At 28.4% G+C, this 17144-nt stretch carries 16 protein-coding genes; 6 read left to right on the top strand and 10 right to left on the bottom strand.

Annotated features, from left to right (window positions below):
* The first annotated feature begins 7 nt into the window (after positions 1-7).
* The 6 genes from D9T19_RS08155 to D9T19_RS08180 all read left to right on the top strand — a co-directional run bounded on the left by D9T19_RS08155 (position 8) and on the right by D9T19_RS08180 (position 5425).
* Positions 8-970 carry a KpsF/GutQ family sugar-phosphate isomerase gene (locus D9T19_RS08155; RefSeq protein ID WP_121627733.1) on the top strand — a complete coding sequence of 321 codons (963 nt, stop codon included), beginning with the start codon at positions 8-10 and terminating at the stop codon, positions 968-970.
* On the top strand, positions 970-1773 hold the full coding sequence (locus tag D9T19_RS08160) for a pseudouridine synthase (RefSeq protein WP_121627734.1): 804 nt from the start codon (positions 970-972) through the stop codon (positions 1771-1773). Before D9T19_RS08155 ends, D9T19_RS08160 begins: the two co-directional genes overlap by 1 nt.
* Complete coding sequence (locus tag D9T19_RS08165) at positions 1757-2947, top strand: replication-associated recombination protein A (protein WP_121627735.1); 1191 nt, start codon at positions 1757-1759, stop codon at positions 2945-2947. Before D9T19_RS08160 ends, D9T19_RS08165 begins: the two co-directional genes overlap by 17 nt.
* Positions 2948-2956: 9 nt before the next feature.
* Positions 2957-3475, top strand: a complete 519-nt coding sequence (gene hemJ, locus D9T19_RS08170) for a protoporphyrinogen oxidase HemJ (RefSeq protein WP_121627736.1) — start codon at positions 2957-2959, stop codon at positions 3473-3475.
* A 2-nt stretch (positions 3476-3477) separates the two neighbouring features.
* On the top strand, positions 3478-4878 hold the full coding sequence (locus tag D9T19_RS08175; protein ID WP_121627737.1) for a PhoH family protein: 1401 nt from the start codon (positions 3478-3480) through the stop codon (positions 4876-4878).
* A gap of 169 nt (positions 4879-5047) precedes the next feature.
* Positions 5048-5425: a hypothetical protein gene (locus D9T19_RS08180; RefSeq protein WP_121627738.1), complete on the top strand. Its 378-nt coding sequence runs from the start codon at positions 5048-5050 to the stop codon at positions 5423-5425.
* Positions 5426-5556: 131 nt separating this feature from the next.
* Here D9T19_RS08180 and D9T19_RS08185 read toward each other — a convergent pair whose 3' ends face one another.
* The 10 genes from D9T19_RS08185 to accB all read right to left on the bottom strand — a co-directional run bounded on the left by D9T19_RS08185 (position 5557) and on the right by accB (position 17107).
* A complete protein-coding gene (locus D9T19_RS08185) occupies positions 5557-6624 on the bottom strand; it encodes a TRAP transporter substrate-binding protein (protein ID WP_121627739.1) in 1068 nt (355 codons plus the stop codon).
* Positions 6625-6815: 191 nt separating this feature from the next.
* A complete protein-coding gene (locus D9T19_RS08190) occupies positions 6816-7886 on the bottom strand; it encodes a TRAP transporter substrate-binding protein (protein WP_121627740.1) in 1071 nt (356 codons plus the stop codon).
* The gene (gene bluB / locus D9T19_RS08195; protein WP_121627741.1) at positions 7883-8512 is read right to left on the bottom strand and encodes a 5,6-dimethylbenzimidazole synthase; all 630 of its coding nucleotides are present in this window, start codon (positions 8510-8512) and stop codon (positions 7883-7885) included. Before bluB ends, D9T19_RS08190 begins: the two co-directional genes overlap by 4 nt.
* The gene (locus tag D9T19_RS08200; RefSeq protein ID WP_121627742.1) at positions 8513-8815 is read right to left on the bottom strand and encodes a hypothetical protein; all 303 of its coding nucleotides are present in this window, start codon (positions 8813-8815) and stop codon (positions 8513-8515) included.
* Between the two features lie 55 nt (positions 8816-8870).
* Entirely contained in the window at positions 8871-10661 is a 1791-nt protein-coding gene (asnB, locus tag D9T19_RS08205) for an asparagine synthase (glutamine-hydrolyzing) (protein WP_121627743.1), read from the bottom strand.
* A gap of 8 nt (positions 10662-10669) precedes the next feature.
* A complete protein-coding gene (locus D9T19_RS08210) occupies positions 10670-11584 on the bottom strand; it encodes an AEC family transporter (RefSeq protein ID WP_121627744.1) in 915 nt (304 codons plus the stop codon).
* A 100-nt stretch (positions 11585-11684) separates the two neighbouring features.
* Positions 11685-13265 carry an inorganic phosphate transporter gene (locus D9T19_RS08215; protein ID WP_121627745.1) on the bottom strand — a complete coding sequence of 527 codons (1581 nt, stop codon included), beginning with the start codon at positions 13263-13265 and terminating at the stop codon, positions 11685-11687.
* A gap of 229 nt (positions 13266-13494) precedes the next feature.
* On the bottom strand, positions 13495-15045 hold the full coding sequence (locus tag D9T19_RS08220) for a DEAD/DEAH box helicase (protein ID WP_121627746.1): 1551 nt from the start codon (positions 15043-15045) through the stop codon (positions 13495-13497).
* A gap of 244 nt (positions 15046-15289) precedes the next feature.
* Positions 15290-16642: an acetyl-CoA carboxylase biotin carboxylase subunit gene (locus D9T19_RS08225; RefSeq protein WP_121627747.1), complete on the bottom strand. Its 1353-nt coding sequence runs from the start codon at positions 16640-16642 to the stop codon at positions 15290-15292.
* Between the two features lie 9 nt (positions 16643-16651).
* Positions 16652-17107: an acetyl-CoA carboxylase biotin carboxyl carrier protein gene (accB, locus tag D9T19_RS08230; protein ID WP_121627748.1), complete on the bottom strand. Its 456-nt coding sequence runs from the start codon at positions 17105-17107 to the stop codon at positions 16652-16654.
* Positions 17108-17144 lie beyond the last annotated feature (37 nt).

Raw genomic sequence — 17144 nt, forward strand, 5'->3', positions numbered from 1 at the left:
GAAAAAAATGGATTTTAAACAAATAGTTAAAGATCTTTTGCTTACAGAAGCAAAAGAGTTAGAAAAAGCATCAAGTCATGTTTCTTTTGATATAGAAAAAGCTATAGAGTTGATTATAAATTCAAAAGGAAAACTTATTGTAACAGGTGTTGGAAAATCAGGTCTTGTTGGAACAAAAATTGCAGCAACACTTGCAAGTACAGGAACAAGTTCTTTTTTCCTTCATCCTACTGAAGCCATGCATGGTGATTTAGGAATGATTAGTAAAGAAGATATTGTTCTTGGTATTTCGTACTCGGGAGAAAGTGAAGAATTAGTTCAAATTCTTCCTCATCTTAAAAGATTTAATATTCCATTAATTGCAATGGCAAGAAATGAAAATTCTACACTAGCAAAATATGCTGATGTATTTATCAATATAAACGTTGATAAAGAGGGATGTCCTTTAAATGTCGCTCCAATGTCATCAACTACACTTACAATGGCAATGGGTGATGCTCTTGCTGTTTGTTTGATGAAAAAAAGAGACTTCAAAAGAGAAGATTTTGCATCATTTCATCCAGGAGGAAGTCTAGGTAAACAACTTTTTATAAAAGTTGATGATTTACTAAGACGAGAAGAACTACCTATCGTTTCACGTGAAACAAAACTTAAAGATGCAATTTTAAAAATGAGTGAAGGTAGAATTGGTAGTGTTATAGTTACAGATAAAGACAACAAAGTAGTTGGATTATTAAGTGATGGAGATTTAAGAAGAGCCTTAATGAAAGATGACTTTACAATGGATTGTACAGTTGAATCATTAGCATCGTCTAATCCTAAGACATTAAAAAACAAAGATCTTTTAGCAAGTGATGCATTACAAGTTATAGAAGATTATAAAATACAATTATTAATAGTTACAGATAATGAAAATAGACTAATCGGTGTACTTCATATTCATGACTTAATAGAAGCTGGTATAAAATAATGAAAAAAGAAGAAGAATTAGAAGCAACTAGACTTAATAAATTTCTATCACACAATAGCAAATACTCTAGAAGAGAAGCAGATAGATTAATAGAAGAGGGTAAAGTTAAAGTTAATGGTGTAGTTGTTGAAAATCTTGCAACTAAAGTTACAATTGAAGATGAAGTTCATATCAATAAAACTTTAATCAAAGAAGATAAAAACAAAATGCCTACGGTAATTATTTACAATAAACCAAAAGGTGAAATTGTATCTAAAAAAGATCCTCAAGGTAGAAAAACTATTTATGATTCATTAGGTAAAAGATATGCACACTTTATGTCAGTTGGTAGACTTGATTATGCAAGTGAAGGTTTATTAATTTTGTCTGATAGTGTAGAAATTGTTGATACATTAATGCATTCAAATTTAGAGAGAATTTATAAAATCAAAGTAAATGGTCCAATAGGTCCAAAAGTAGAATCTGCAATGATGCATGGTTTAGAACTTGAAGATGCAACAGATGGTGCATATAAAGGTAATAAAATCAGATCAATGAAATTTGCACCATTTTTGGGATACAATATTTTAACAAATGGCGAAAAATTTTCAAAGATAAAAGTATCAATTAATGAAGGGAAAAATAGAGAATTAAGAAGATTCTTTGCTCACTTTGGACTTGATATTATGGATCTTAAAAGATTTGAATTTGGTGGAATATCACTAAATAACTTACCAACAGGGAAAAGTAGATTCCTTTCAAAAGAGGAATATCGAAACTTAAGAGACTTTTTAAACGAAAGCGAAGATGACAGATCTTTCTAATAAACTTAGACCAACAAATTTAGATAATTTTGTTGGTCAATCTCACATAATATCAAAAGATAAAGCCCTTTATAAACTTATAAAACAAAAAGACATTCCTCACTTATTTTTCTATGGAAAACCTGGAACTGGTAAAACTACATTAGCTAAGATTATTGCTAAAGAAATTGATACAGACTATTACTATTTTAATGCAACAAGTATTAAAGTTGAAGATTTACGTAAAGTATTTGATAGATATAAAAATGCTTTAATTAAACCTTTAATCTTTATTGATGAAGTTCATAGATTATCAAAAAATCAACAAGAAGTTCTACTTCCTATTATGGAAAATTATGATGCAACAATAATAGGTGCAAGTACAGAAAACCCATTTTTTACTTTAACAAATGCAATTCGTTCAAGAGCTTTTCTTTATGAGTTTAAAGCTTTTACACAAGAGGAAATGAATAAAATCCTTCAAATAGCTTTAAAAGATGTTGATGCAAATCTTGATGATGAAGCAAAAGAGTATCTTATCCTTTCAAGTTCAGGTGATGCTAGAGCTATGCTAACTTTATTAAACTTTTCATATAAAGTATCTAAAGATATAAATATAGATTTATTAAAAGAGTTAAGAGAGAATGTAATAGGGGATGGAGTATCTTCTTCAAATACTCATTATGATTTAGCAAGTGCAATGATAAAATCTATAAGAGGTTCAAATATTGATGCAGCTTTATATTATATGGCTAGATTAATAAATGGTGGAGAGAGTGTAGATTTTATTACAAGAAGACTTGTAATTTTTGCAAGTGAAGACATAGGAAATGCAAATCCAAATGCTTTTAATCTTGCAGTTAGCACAATGACAGCATGTAATAAAATTGGATATCCAGAGTCAAGAATAATGCTAGGGCAGTGTATAATTTACTTAGCTTCATGTCCAAAATCAAATGCTGCATATAAAGGTATAAATAAAGCCTTACAAGGCATAAAAGATGGAAAGATACTAGATATACCAAAACATCTTGATTCGCAGCATATAGGCTATCTATATCCTCATGATTTTGGTGGGTATGTAGAACAAGAGTATTTAAAAGAAGATTTAACTTTATATGATTCTTTAAATATTGGTTTTGAAAAAACCTTAAATGAATGGCTTACAAAAATAAAGAATAAAAATAAGAACTAAGGATTATCAATGGAATACTATACTTGGATATTAACATTTCATGTAATGTCATTTTTATCATGGATGTCAATGTTATTTTACCAACCAAGACTTTATGTTTATCATACAGAAAATCAAGATAAAAAAGATTTTGTTGATGTAGTGAAAGTTCAAGAACTGAAAATGTATAAATATATTGGTATGCCAGCTATGTGGGCAACAATTATAAGTGGTGCTGTAATGCTTTATATGAATCCGTATTTATTATCTAGCCAAGCGGGAGGATGGATGCATGCAAAACTTTTTTTTGCTGCATTACTTATTGCATATTCTTTTTCATTAGGGTACTACAGAAAAAAACTTGAAAAAGATGATTATGAAAGAAGTGGTAATTTTTTTAGAGCTTATAATGAAGTTCCAACTATACTTTCACTTTTTATTGTAGCTTATGTAATTACAAAAACTTTTTCTATTTTATTTACAGTAATTACTTTAGTAATAGGTTCATTTATAGTTTATAAAGTTTATAAACAAAAAGGAAAAAAATAATTATGAAATTTGATAAATATTATGTGTTAGACACAAATATATTACTTGAAGATGCAGGGAATATATTTAAATTATCTCAAGATAGTAAAAATCTAATTATTCTTCCTGAAACTGTTTTAGATGAAATAGATAGTAAAAAATCTGGTTTTGATGAGATAAATTTTCAAGCAAGAGAGTTTGCAAGAATATTAGAAAATTCAAACGTGAAAGAATCAATATCAAAAGATGGATTTAAAATTATAAGATTAGAAGTTCAACATTTACAAAAAGCTCTTATAGATATAATCTCAAAAGATGTCTATGATATAAATACAAAAAACGTTTCTTTAAATATAATTAATGATAGAAAGATTTTAGAAATAGCTAAGTTCTCAACTATTTATTATCAGAATGAAACAGAATTTTTATCTCTTGATATTATGGCAAGAACAAGAGCCATATCACTTGATATTAAAACAAACTCTTTACTAGGCTCTAATAAGGATGATTTCAACTATGAATTTATTAAAGATATCAATATTGACTTTAATGATTTAAACAATTTTGATAATCAAGAAATAGCTAAATTTGATAAAGAGCATAAACCTTATAACTATTCATATTGTTTTAAAGTTAATGACTCAGACCAAGTAATCTTAGCAAATATAGAAAATAAAAGAATTCGAGTCTTAGACGAGGGTGAAATAAGAAATCAAATAATAACACCTTTAAATAAAGAACAATTATTTTTTTCAAATGCAATATCATCTCATCTTTATAATGTATTAATAGTTGAGGCCAAAGCAGGATCAGGAAAAACTTTATTAGCTTTAAGTGGTGCATTAAAATTAATACGACAAAAGAAATATCAAAAAATCATTTATATACGAAACTCTGTTGAGTCTTTAGATAAAGGTGAAGATATTGGATATTTACCAGGTTTTGAAGAAAAATTTAGAATATACAATCATCCTTTAATGGATAGTTTAGAGTATATAATACGAACAGAATATAAAAAGAAATCAAAAAAGAATATAGAAAATATTCCTGAATTAGATGATAGTGAAGTTACATCAAGAGTTGAACAAATGATTCAAAACTACCATATTGAAACTATGTGGGTAGGGGAGATGAGAGGAAGAACTATTTCTAATGCTTTTATTATAATTGATGAAGCTCAGAATATGTCAAATAAAACAATGCAGATGGTATTATCAAGAATTGATAATACATCTAAAGTTGTAATATTAGGATCTAATAAACAAATAGATAACTTCTATGTAAACAAATATACTAACTCATTAACAACTCTATTAAAGTCTACAAAGGACGAAAATTCATTAGTAAATACTTTTGCAATAAAATTACAAAAAGTGCTTAGAGGTCCAATTACTGAATGGGCTGAAATGATTTTCTCTAAATAATAATATATGTATTAATACATATATTATTATATGTACTTAATCTTCATAAAAGCTCTTATACAAAGAATAAATTACTATATTACCTTAACTTATTTCTTTTAAAATTATAAAATAAATCCTTAGTAAAATGTGTTATAATACATATTAGAATACGTATGGGAGTTAAGAAATGAATCTTTTACAATATAAATCAAATGAAATGTTCTCATCAACAGAATTAATACGAAAAAGTAAAATGGTATTTGATAAAGTATCAAAAAAAGAAATTGAGAAAGCTGTAATATTAAGAGATGGTAAACCAAGTTTTATGCTTTTAGATTTCTTTAAATATGAAGAATTAATCACTGAATATTTAGAACTTAAAGAAAAAGTCAAACAAAAAAACACTTCTCAAAAAGAAAAAAAAGAAGAAATAAAAAACTTTAAAGAAATTAATGATGATGATTTGAAAGATGCCTTAGCACAAATAGAAGAATTGGATCTTGATTTAAAAAAAGAACCTAGAATAAAAAAGAAAGAAGAATCAATGAAAGACTTTTGGGAATAGAAATAAGAAGAGTTCCTAGAATTTTTTGTATTAGCCAAAGCACTTAGAATATACAAGTAATAAAGATGATTTAGATTTTGATACTAATAGATTTTAATTAAGAGCAAATGCTCTTAATTAATTTGTTAATATTATAAATTATCTTTTAAATATAAGTAATCAGACATTTTAGTCCATTCTCTAGCTTTCTTTTGATAAGCAGCTTGTGAATCTAATATCTCTTTTAATAAAGGACTTTTAGCACTTACTTCTGCTCTTAATTCTTTATTAGCTTTTTTCATAGCATCCATTACTGGTTTTGGAAAAGTTTTAACTTTAATATCTGGATAATCAGTTTTCATCTTATCCCATGCAGTAGCACTCATATCATAATTTTGGATATACATATCATACGCACTTAATTTCATTGCAGCAAGTAAGATTTGTTGTAAATCTTTTGGTAGCTTGTTATATGCTCTTTTATTTACAATAAACTGCATTTCAGATGCTGGTTCTTGCCATCCTGTATAATAATAAGGTGCAATTTTATGGAATCCCATTTTGATGTCCATTCCAGGGCCTACCCATTCAAGAGCATCAAGTGTACCTCTTTCAAGTGAAGTATAAAGCTCCCCAGGAGCCATATTAGTAACAGCAACACCAAGTTTAGACATTATTTCTCCACCTAAACCAGCAATTCTCATTTTAAGACCTTTTAAATCTTCAACTGTATTGATTTCTTTTTTAAACCAACCAGCCATTTGAACACCAGTATTTCCACCAGGGAAAGATAACACTTTATGTTTTTTATATGCTTTTTGCATAAATTCTAAACCACCACCATAATAAAACCATGCGTATTGTTCAGGCGCAGTCATACCAAATGGCATTGTTGTAAAAGGTAGTGTATCAATATCTTTACCTTTCCAATAATATGAACCAGAATGACCCATTTCATATTGACCACCTTTAACCATATCTAAAATACCTAATGGTGCTTTATGTTTATTAGATGAATCAACTCTAATTTTAAATCTTCCATCTGACATTTCTTCAACAAGTTTTGCCATTTTAATGGGTGAATCAATCAAAGGTGAAAGTGTTTTTCCCCAAGTAGTTGCAAGTTTCCACTTATAAACTTTTTCTGCTGCTTGCATACTCATAGACATTGATATAAGTAATGCAGATGTAAGACCTAATTTTGCGATTGTTTTTTTCATTATTCCTCCTGAAAATATTAAAAGAGTATATATTTATATAAGTATCATTTTACTTAATTCAGAGGTTAAATATTAAAGGAAAGTGTTAATTAAGATAAAGAAGTATTTACTTGTAAATGTTTCACATGAAACATTATATTATTTGAACTAAATGAATTTTAAAAAGAAGCTAAATTTTAGCTTCTTTCCTACTATTCTAAATTATCTTTTAAATATAAATAGTCAGACATTTTTGTCCATTCTCTAACTTTTTTTTGATAAGCTTCTTGAGAATCAAGTACTTCTTTTAATAAAGCACTTTTTGCACCAAGTTCAATTCTTAATTCTTTATTTGATTTTTTCATAGCATCCATAACTTCTTTTGGAAAAGTTTTAACTTTTATTTCTGGATTATCTTTTAACATACTTTGCCATGCACTTGCATTTAAATCATAATTTTGAATATACATATCATACGCTGCTGTTTTCATTGCTACAATTAAAATTTTCTGTAAATCTTTAGGAAGTTTTGCATAAGATTTTTTATTAATCATAAATTGCATTTCTGAAGCTGGTTCATGCCATCCAGTATAATAAAAAGGTGCGATTTTATGAAATCCCATATTAATGTCCATTGATGGTCCAACCCATTCTAATGCATCAATATTATTTCTATCAAGTGCTGTATAAAGTTCACCTGGAGCAATATTTGTAACTTGAACACCAAGTTTAGCCATAACTTCACCTGCAAAACCAGGGATTCTCATTTTAAGACCTTTTAGGTCATCAAGTGACTTGATTTCTTTTCTAAACCATCCACCCATTTGTAATCCGGTACTTCCACCAGGGAAAGATAACATATTGTGTTTAGCATAAACTTTATTCATAAGTTCTAATCCACCACCGTAATAAAACCATGCATATTGCTCAGGTGCAGTCATCCCAAAAGGCATTGAAGTAAATGGTAAAGTGTTTATATCTTTACCTTTCCAATAATACGAAGCTGAGTGACCCATATCATATTGACCAGCTTTAACCATATCTAAAATACCAAAAGGTGCTTTATGTTTATCTGCTGTATCAACTCTAATTTTTAATCTTCCATCTGACATTTCTTCTGCTAATTTTACCATATTCATTGTAGTATCAATTAATGGTCGAGTAGTTTTACCCCAAGTTGTTGCTAATTTTAACTTATAAACTTTATCCTTTGCTTGTAAGCTCATACTCATTGCAATTAAAAGTACAGAAGTAACTCCCAATTTTACAATTGATTTTTTCATTTTTTCCCTTTCTTTAAAATAATCTCTTTTAATTTCTTTTTCTTTTTCCAGCCAAGTCTTTTTAATTCAGGCTCGGTCAAAAACTCTTTTGTATATCCAAAACATAAATATGCAATAAATTTATAATCATTTTTATTAATATCAAAAATTTTATTGATCTTTTTTGGTTTTAGAATAGATACCCATCCCATTCCAATATTTAAAGATCTTGCAGTTAACCACATATTTAAAATTGCACATACAACAGAATATTCACCTGTTCTTTTCATATAAGTTTGTCCCAAAATATTAGTTTTACTCTTCTCATAATAAACAGCAATATTAATATTTGACTCTTTTATTCCCTCAAGTTTTAAAGAATTATATAACTTATTATTGAATTTTTCTTTACTCTTTTCATAAGATTTGGAGAAATGATTATAAACTAACTCTTTATCTTCTTTATTTACAATAAGAAAACGCCAAGGTTGAGAATATCCAACAGAAGGTGCATTTTGTGCGGAGTTTAAAATCTTTAGAAGTTTCTTTTTTGAGATCTTTTTATTTATAAAATTATTACCTCTAACATCTCGTCTTGAAGCAATAATTTTATTTAAGCTATCTTGATCTTTTTTTTCAAAAATCATTTATATAGAAAAATCATGTAGGTCTTTGAATATAAAAGCCTCAATAATTTCATCAATACTTTTTTGTGTAGGAGCAACTAAAGCAATTATTCCTTCATCCATAAATGGCCAAACGTATTCTTGATCATTTATAACAACAACTGCATCAATCCATTCAATTATATCTTCTCTTCTATCTACAAACTCTACATTAGTAATTTTACCACCATCTAAAGTTACAAAAGCCCAAGATTTGTTTTCTTCAATTGAAGCAATTACGCATTCATTTCTATCTGTTGAATCAACAGGTATTAATACTGTCATAAAATCCCTTTTAAATATTATAAATTTATGAATTATGATTTTACAATTTTGTTTCTTAATTCATATACTCTTTTTTAAACCATAAAGAAAATATAAATAAAGAATAAAGGTGTTGTTTAAATTTTCTATCCAAAGAAAGCGCATAAATATGTCTAATATAGGTCTCATTAAATAGCTTAGTTGTATTATTTACATCAATTATTGTATCTAATATTGTTTTTCCATATTCTTCATTTAACCACTCATTAAAGGGTGAATTAAAACCTTTTTTTGTTCTATTAATAATTTTTTTAGGTATATATTTTGAAGCGATTTTCTTTAGTAAATATTTATTTGTATTTCCAACTTTTATATTTGAGTCAATACTAAACATATAATTTACCAAATTAAAATCCAAAAAAGGTGTTCTAACTTCTAAAGAGTTATGCATAGAAATCCTATCAACCTTTGAAAGTAATGATTCACCTAACCATATTTTTAAATCAATATAACTCATCCAATCTACTGGATCATTTTTTGCTTTTTCTGTCTTATATGTTGGTACTTTATTAAAAAGTTTTTTTCTTTGAATATCTGTATATATTTCTCCAAAAGAGTTATATAAATTTTGTTTTTTTACAATTCTTCTTAAATACTCACTCTCTTTAGTATTGTTTTGCAATGCTGAAACAATTGTATTTAAAAACTCATTTTGCCCATTTGATAATGATTTTTCAAACTCATAATATTTTAAAAATTTTGCATAATTATCATAACCTAAAAATATTTCATCACTTCCTTCACCTGACAGAACAGTTTTTATTCCACTTTGATGTATCTTTTGACTTAGAATATTCAAAGGAATTGCAGCACTATCTCCATGAGGTTCTTCTAGTGCATCTAAAGTTTCGTGAAAATTATTGATATACTCTTTTTGACCAATTATCACAGGATGATGATTTGAATTTATGTGATTTGCAGTTATTTGTGCATAATCTAATTCACAATAATTTTTATATTCATCATAACCAACTGAAAAAGTATTGATTCTTTTACCTGATATTTTTGTATATAAAGCTGATATTAGTGAACTATCAATTCCACCACTAAGTAGTGATGCAACTTCAACATCTCCAACAAGTCTACTTTCAACACTTTTGAATAAAAGTTCTTCAATATCTTTTAATGCAGTAGGTTCATCTTTGATTTTTTTATATGTATTTATTTTATAAAATCTTTTCTTTTGAAGCTCTTTTGATTTTTTTGGTTCATACACAAAATAAGTTGCCGCTTCAAGTTTTAAGATATTTTGATAAAAAGTATCTTCTCCATAAGAAACAAAATATTGTAAGTATTTATTTACTGCAACTTTATTTAAATTTGGTTTTTTATCAAGCAATTTTAAAATAGATTTAATAGATGAAGCAAAGATAAATTTATTATCTTTAAAGTAGTAAAAGAAAGGTTTTTTACCATATCTATCTCTTGCACAAAAATACTTTTCTTTTTTCATATCATAGATACAAAATGAAAACATTCCATTTAGTTTATTTAAAAAGTTTGTTTCATACTTTTGGTAAAGTCGTATCAAAACTTCTGTATCTGAAGCAGTTTTACATTCAAATTCTTCATCTATAATTAACTGTTTATAGTTATAGATTTCACCATTAAAAACTATTAAAATATCATCAAAAACCATTGGTTGATTTGCTTCTTTATCTAAATCAATAATTGCCAAACGATTATGTCCAAACTCTTTATTATCAATTTTTATACTATTTTGATAATCAGGACCTCTATTGTTTTGTATTTGTAAAGCTTGTTTAAAGTCATTTGATAAAAAATTTGTACCTAAAATTCCACACATAATAAAACCTATTTAATAAAGTATTCAATAATTTGAATATAAGGGTAAAGTAAAAAAACAAAAATAATTGATGAAACTAAAATAGAAGCTGTGACATCATAAGGTCTACAATTGTATAAAGCAGCCATATTTACATTATTAACAGCAAGTGGCACCATTAATTCCATAATCAAAATAGAACTTACATAAGGATTCAAATCAGTAAAATACATAACTATAAAAATACCAAATAATGGTAAGCAAATATGCTTAATAAAACTAACTTGCAATGATAAAAACCAAGGAATTGTTCTAACTTTAATTTTCGATAAATAAATACCAAAAATCAATAATTGTAAAACCATAGAAGTATAAGCTCCCATTTCCAAAGCAGTATAAAGATTTTTGTTAATACCAATTTCACTATAATTAACAAAAAGTGCTAAAAATGCAAACCAAATACCAGGTATTTTTAAAATTGAACGAAAGGCTTGTTTAATAGAAAATTGTTCTCTTGCAAAGAAATATACAGAAAATATATATATAAAGAAAATATTTGCAATATTAATAATACTAGTGTAAGGTACAGAAGCCACACCAAACAGTGCAATTCCTAAAGGAATTCCTAAATTACCTGTATTTCCAACTAATGCAGTTGCTAAATAGATTGATTGTGTTTTTCTTTCTTTAAATATTAATTTACTAAGAAAAAACAATACAAATAATAATATTAATATAATTGTTAGATAAATAATAGGTGTTGCAATAAAGGCATAATCTATTGGAGATTTTGTTAAACCCCAAAATATTAATATTGGTTGAAAAAAATAAAGAGATATTATAACAATAGTACGTTCATTTATTTCTTCATCAAAAACCCTTTTAGCAATAAAGCCTAATAAAATAAAGAAATAAACGGGTAATACTAGTAAGATAGCGTCGATGGGAAAGTCCTAGCTTTTTTGTGATTTTATCATAAACAAATAAAATCTATCAATAAAAAGAAGAAGAAGAAGGTATTATACCTTAAGTAGATAATCCTACTTAAGCCATAATACCTTTAATCATAAAAAATACTGCCGCAGATATAATTGCAGCAGCTGGTACTGTAATAACCCATGCTGCAATAATTTTTTTAACAGCATCTCTTTTTACATATTTAACACTTTTGGCATCTTTGACATCTCTTTTTTCTTGTTTAACAATTTCTTGTTTTTCATCAATACCTTTATAAAGTTCAACAATTCTTATATAATTTGTTTTTGATTTTGATTCAATTTTTTCTAATTCATTAAGTTCAGTAGTCATCGAATCTAATTCTTTTTTATGTTTTTTAAACTTTTTTCGTATTTGTTGTAAGAATCTTGCTTCATTTGAATCTAAATATTCTCTTAAAAATCCAACACCAAAAACTCCACCAACTGCAATATGTGTTGAAGAAACAGGAAGACCCAATTGTGATGCAATAATAACAGTAATTGAAGCAGCCATTGCAATAGAATATGCTCTCATTTGATCAAGTTCAGTAATTTCAGACCCAACTGTTTTAATAAGTTTTGGTCCATATAATGCAAGTCCAACAGCAATACCAACTGCTCCAACAGCCATAACCCAAAAAGGAATATCAACTTTACTTGAGATTTCAGAACTCATAACCGCATCATTAATTGCAGCTAATGGTCCAATTGCATTTGCAACATCATTTGCACCATGTGCAAAACTTAAAAGTGCAGCTGCGAAAATTAATGGGATTGTAAATAGTGTATTAACACTCACTCTTGTATTTTCTAATTTATTAGAAACTTTTAAAATTAAAGGTTTAACTAAAAGATAAGCAACTATTGCAATAAGTAATCCAATACCTAATGCACTTATAAATTCTAATTTAATGATTTTTTTTAAACCTTTTAAAATAAGGTAAGTTGAGAATGCCCAAGTCATTATAGCTATTAAATATGGAACAACTCTTTGAGCAGAAGCTATCATATCTTTTTTATAAACAATCTTGGTTTTAATAACATATAAAAAAATAGCAGCAACAATACCTCCTAAAATAGGAGAAATAATCCATGAAGCAGCAATTTTAGCAATAGTTCCCCATGAAACAATTGAAAAGCCAGCAGCAGCAATTCCAGCACCCATAACTCCACCTACAATAGAGTGTGTAGTAGAAACAGGAGCACCTATTGAAGTTGCAAAGTTAAGCCATAAAGCAGCTGATAATAAAGCAGCTGTCATAGCCCAAATAAATATCTGAGGATCAGAAATTAAAGCTGGATCGATAATACCTTTTTTAATTGTTTTAACAACATCACCACCAGCAACAAAAGCACCTAAGGCTTCAAAAGTTGCAGCAATTACAATTGCCCACATTAAAGTCATCGCCTTTGAACCAACAGCAGGTCCTACATTATTTGCAACATCATTTGCTCCAATATTCATAGCCATATATGCACCAAATACAGCTCCAATAACTAAAAATGTGTTATTTGGAAGATCTCCATATGAGGTATATGACCATAAAAATACCACCACTATAAAAAGTAGTGCTAGAGAAAGTTTTGCAAAGCTAGAAACTGATTTTTCTGTTGCCTTATCCAAAGTATCGAAAGTTTTAATATCCAAAGTAACCCTTTTGTGACTATTATGAGATTTTATCGACCGTATTGTAGTAGAAAATTACTTATTAGACCTTTAATTAAGCTTAAAGTATTTATAGGCAATGTAGTTATTTTATTTAAAAAGACTATATTATATTCCATCAAATTTATAAATTTAATGTAAGAAGAATAAAGAAAAAGAATTTAAAAAAGATTATTTTTAAGAATTATTTAAAAGAGTGGGGAAGAAGAGACTAATCTCTTCTTCTATTTCTATCACCACCAGAACGATTATCTGATCTTCCGCTTCTTTCTCTATCGCCACTTGGTCTTCCACCAGAACGATTATCAGATCTTCCACTTCTATTTCTATCACCACTTGGTCTTCCACCAGAACGATTATCTCGACCACCTGATCTTCCGCCTCGGTTTCCACCACGGTATCCACCTCGACCTCGACCACCTCTGTCATCACCTCTTGGTGCATTTTCAATTAATCTTAGTATATCACTTTCTGATTTACCAATTCTATCATTACCTTTTACATAAGTAGATGATGCAAGCATTGATGCTAATTTAGCAGCAATAGTATCAATATCAAATTCAGATTTTAAATCTTCAACAAGCTCTAAAGCATAATCTTTGATTTCTTGTCCAGTAATCTTACCTTTTAAATCAGCTGTTTTTTTCACTTTAACTGAATCAATATTTGGAATAATCTTACCTTCAAGTTTTGTTCCAATATTTTTTTCAATTTTTTGAAGCATTCTAAATTCATGTGGAGTTACAATTGAAACTGCAACACCAAGTTTTCCTGCACGTCCAGTTCTACCAATTCTATGTACATAAGACTCAGAATCAAATGGTAAATGATAGTTAAATACATGTGAAACATCATTTACATCAAGTCCACGAGCAGCAACATCAGTTGCAATAAGAATTTCTAATTTAGATGTTTTAAAAGCTCTAATAGCTTCTTCTCTTTGTCTTTGCTCCATATCACCATGAAGACCTTTTGCCATATATCCTTGAGATACTAAGAAAGTTGATAATCTATCAACTTCTTTTTTTGTGCGACAAAAGATAATTGATTTTGTAGGAGCTTTGAAATCGTATAATCTAATTAAAGCATCATCTCTTTCTCTTTCATCAACAACATAATATGTTTGTGTGATTTTTGAGTTAGTAACATCTTTTTTAGTTAATGTAACAAATTCTGGTTCTTTTAAAATTGTTTTTGCAAGATTTTTAATAGCTTGTGGCATAGTTGCAGAGAATAATAAAGTTTGTCTTTCTTTTGGTAAGAAAGTAAATACTTCTTTAATATCATCTAAGAATCCCATATCAAGCATTTCATCTGCTTCATCTAAAACTACAAAAGAAGGTTTAATATTAATTTTTCCACTTCTTAATAAATCTAAAAATCTTCCTGGAGTTGCAACAATAATTGATGCTCTGTCTATATTTCTTAATTGAATAGAATAAGACTGACCACCATATACAGTTGCTGTATTTAAGTTTAAGTTTTTCCCGAATCTAAATAATTCATCTGATACTTGCATTGCAAGTTCTCTTGTTGGAACGATAACTACAGCTTCAACACCTTTTTGTCCTTCCATCATATTAATAATTGGAAGTCCGAATGCTGCTGTTTTACCTGTACCTGTGTGAGCTTGTCCAACCATATCTTTACCTTCTAAAACAATAGGAATTGCTTCTGATTGAATAGGGCTTGGTTCTTTGAATCCTGCATGGTCGATTGCGTTTTGTAACTGTTCTTTGAAATTGAAATCTTTAAAAGTCATTTTTTACCTTAGTATATTTTTATTAAATAATACACGGTTATATAAGTAGATCTTATCTTCCCATTAATGTACGATTAAAACGTAATTTCAGTTATGTCAAAGTTGAGTATTGTTTATCAAAAATGAATCTTTGATATATATCTATCAAAGTAGAATGGGGTATATAAATGTGTATGATTTGGCGCATTATAGCTATTTTAATATTAATTTAAGCTTCAAGAATAAGGGAAAAAACCCTTATTTCTTAAATATCATCAAGTGATTTGTAGTTTTCTAAGTATTTAGTATCGTAATTATTTGAAATAAAGTCTTCATTTTCCATCATTTTCTTATGGAAAGGAATAGTTGTTCTAATTCCTTCTACTTCAAATTCATTTAAAGCTCTTTTCATAATATTAATAGCTTTATTTCTATTTCTACCCCAAACAATAAGTTTTCCAACCATTGAATCATAATATGGAGGCACAATATAACCTGCGTATAAATGTGAATCAACTCTTACATTTCTTCCACCTGGAACCATCCATTGAGTTACTTCACCAGGACTTGGTAAAAATGAGTTAGGATCTTCTGCTGTAATTCTAACTTCAATAGCATGACCACTAAATTTAATTTTTTCTTGAGCTGGTAATTCTTCACCTTCTGCAACTTTAATCATCCATTCAACAATATCAAGCCCTGAAACCATTTCAGAAACTGGATGTTCAACCTGAAGTCTTGTATTCATTTCCATAAAGTAAATATTTTGTTTATCATCTGCTAAGAATTCAAAAGTTCCTGCACCTTCATATTTTAAATATTTAGTAGCTTTAACTGCAACATCATGTAAATGAGCTCTTGTTTCATCACTTAATAAAATTGCAGGTGATTCCTCAATAACTTTCTGATGTCTTCTTTGTAACGAACAATCTCTCTCACCAATATGAATAGCATTACCATGAGAATCACCAAGAACTTGAACTTCAATATGTCTTGGATTATTAATAAATCTTTCTAAGTACATAGTACCATCACCAAATGCAGCCAATGCTTCTGAAGATGCAGCCATGAATAATTGATCAAAATCAGATTCATCATTAATAAGTCTCATTCCTCTTCCACCACCACCAGCAGATGCTTTTGCCATAATTGGATAACCAATTTCTGCAGCAATAACTCTACCTTCTTCAACAGTATGTACAGCACCAGTTGATCCTGGTACAACAGGAACACCTGCTCTTACCATCTCTTCTTTTGCTTTAGATTTATCAGCCATTTTTTCCATTACGTCATTAGAAGGACCAATAAATTTAATATCATGTAATCTACAAATCTCTACAAAGTCTTGATTTTCAGAAAGGAAACCATAACCTGGAAAAATTGCATCACATCCAGTCATTTCAGCAGCAGTAATAAGTGCAGGGATATTTAAATATGAATCAGCAGATTTAACACCACCAATACATACTGCTTCATCAGCATGTTTTAAATATGATGCATTTTTATCACCAACACTATAAACAGCAACTGATTTCTTACCCATTTCTCTAATAGTTCGAATAGCTCTTTGAACTATTTCACCTCTATTAGCAATTAATATTTTTTTAATTTCTGCCATGACGAAACTTTATATTTTTTCTACAGTAAATATAGGCATATCATATTCAACTGGATCACCGTCTTTAACTAACATATCAATGATTTTACAGTCAAATTCAGCTTCAACTTCATTCATAATTTTCATAGCTTCCAAAATACATAAAGTTTGACCTTTTTTAATTGTATCTCCAATCTTTACAAATGCTGGCGCTTCAGGTGAAGGCGAAGCATAATATGTTCCAACCATTGGTGAATTAATTGTATCTCCTAATATTGCTGCAGGTGCCGAGGCTTCAACAGGTGCAACTGCTGGTGCAACAGCAACCGATGTAGCAGGAGCTGGTACTGATGTAGTTGAAACAACAGTTCCACCTTCAAATCCAGTTTGCATAGAAATTTCAAATTCTCCATCTTTAACTTTTAATTTATTTAATTCACTTTTGTCAAATACTCTTATTAATTCTTTGATTTCTTTAAAATCCATAATCAGCCTTTTCTTAATATTGTCAATTTTTTTAGTA

This window comes from Poseidonibacter antarcticus, from assembly GCF_003667345.1.
In the GTDB taxonomy this organism is placed as follows: domain Bacteria; phylum Campylobacterota; class Campylobacteria; order Campylobacterales; family Arcobacteraceae; genus Poseidonibacter; species Poseidonibacter antarcticus.

Excerpts from the sequence above, each read along its gene's own strand:
- D9T19_RS08180 (WP_121627738.1), top strand. The coding sequence starts at position 5,048 with ATGAATCTTTTACAATATAAATCAAATGAAATGTTCTCATCAACAGAA.
- D9T19_RS08160 (WP_121627734.1), top strand. The coding sequence starts at position 970 with ATGAAAAAAGAAGAAGAATTAGAAGCAACTAGACTTAATAAATTTCTA.
- hemJ (WP_121627736.1), top strand. The coding sequence starts at position 2,957 with ATGGAATACTATACTTGGATATTAACATTTCATGTAATGTCATTTTTA.
- bluB (WP_121627741.1), bottom strand. The coding sequence starts at position 8,512 with ATGATTTTTGAAAAAAAAGATCAAGATAGCTTAAATAAAATTATTGCT.
- D9T19_RS08165 (WP_121627735.1), top strand. The coding sequence starts at position 1,757 with ATGACAGATCTTTCTAATAAACTTAGACCAACAAATTTAGATAATTTT.
- D9T19_RS08220 (WP_121627746.1), bottom strand. The coding sequence starts at position 15,045 with ATGACTTTTAAAGATTTCAATTTCAAAGAACAGTTACAAAACGCAATC.
- D9T19_RS08185 (WP_121627739.1), bottom strand. The coding sequence starts at position 6,624 with ATGAAAAAAACAATCGCAAAATTAGGTCTTACATCTGCATTACTTATA.
- D9T19_RS08225 (WP_121627747.1), bottom strand. The coding sequence starts at position 16,642 with ATGGCAGAAATTAAAAAAATATTAATTGCTAATAGAGGTGAAATAGTT.
- D9T19_RS08190 (WP_121627740.1), bottom strand. The coding sequence starts at position 7,886 with ATGAAAAAATCAATTGTAAAATTGGGAGTTACTTCTGTACTTTTAATT.
- D9T19_RS08175 (WP_121627737.1), top strand. The coding sequence starts at position 3,478 with ATGAAATTTGATAAATATTATGTGTTAGACACAAATATATTACTTGAA.
- accB (WP_121627748.1), bottom strand. The coding sequence starts at position 17,107 with ATGGATTTTAAAGAAATCAAAGAATTAATAAGAGTATTTGACAAAAGT.
- asnB (WP_121627743.1), bottom strand. The coding sequence starts at position 10,661 with ATGTGTGGAATTTTAGGTACAAATTTTTTATCAAATGACTTTAAACAA.
- D9T19_RS08200 (WP_121627742.1), bottom strand. The coding sequence starts at position 8,815 with ATGACAGTATTAATACCTGTTGATTCAACAGATAGAAATGAATGCGTA.
- D9T19_RS08155 (WP_121627733.1), top strand. The coding sequence starts at position 8 with ATGGATTTTAAACAAATAGTTAAAGATCTTTTGCTTACAGAAGCAAAA.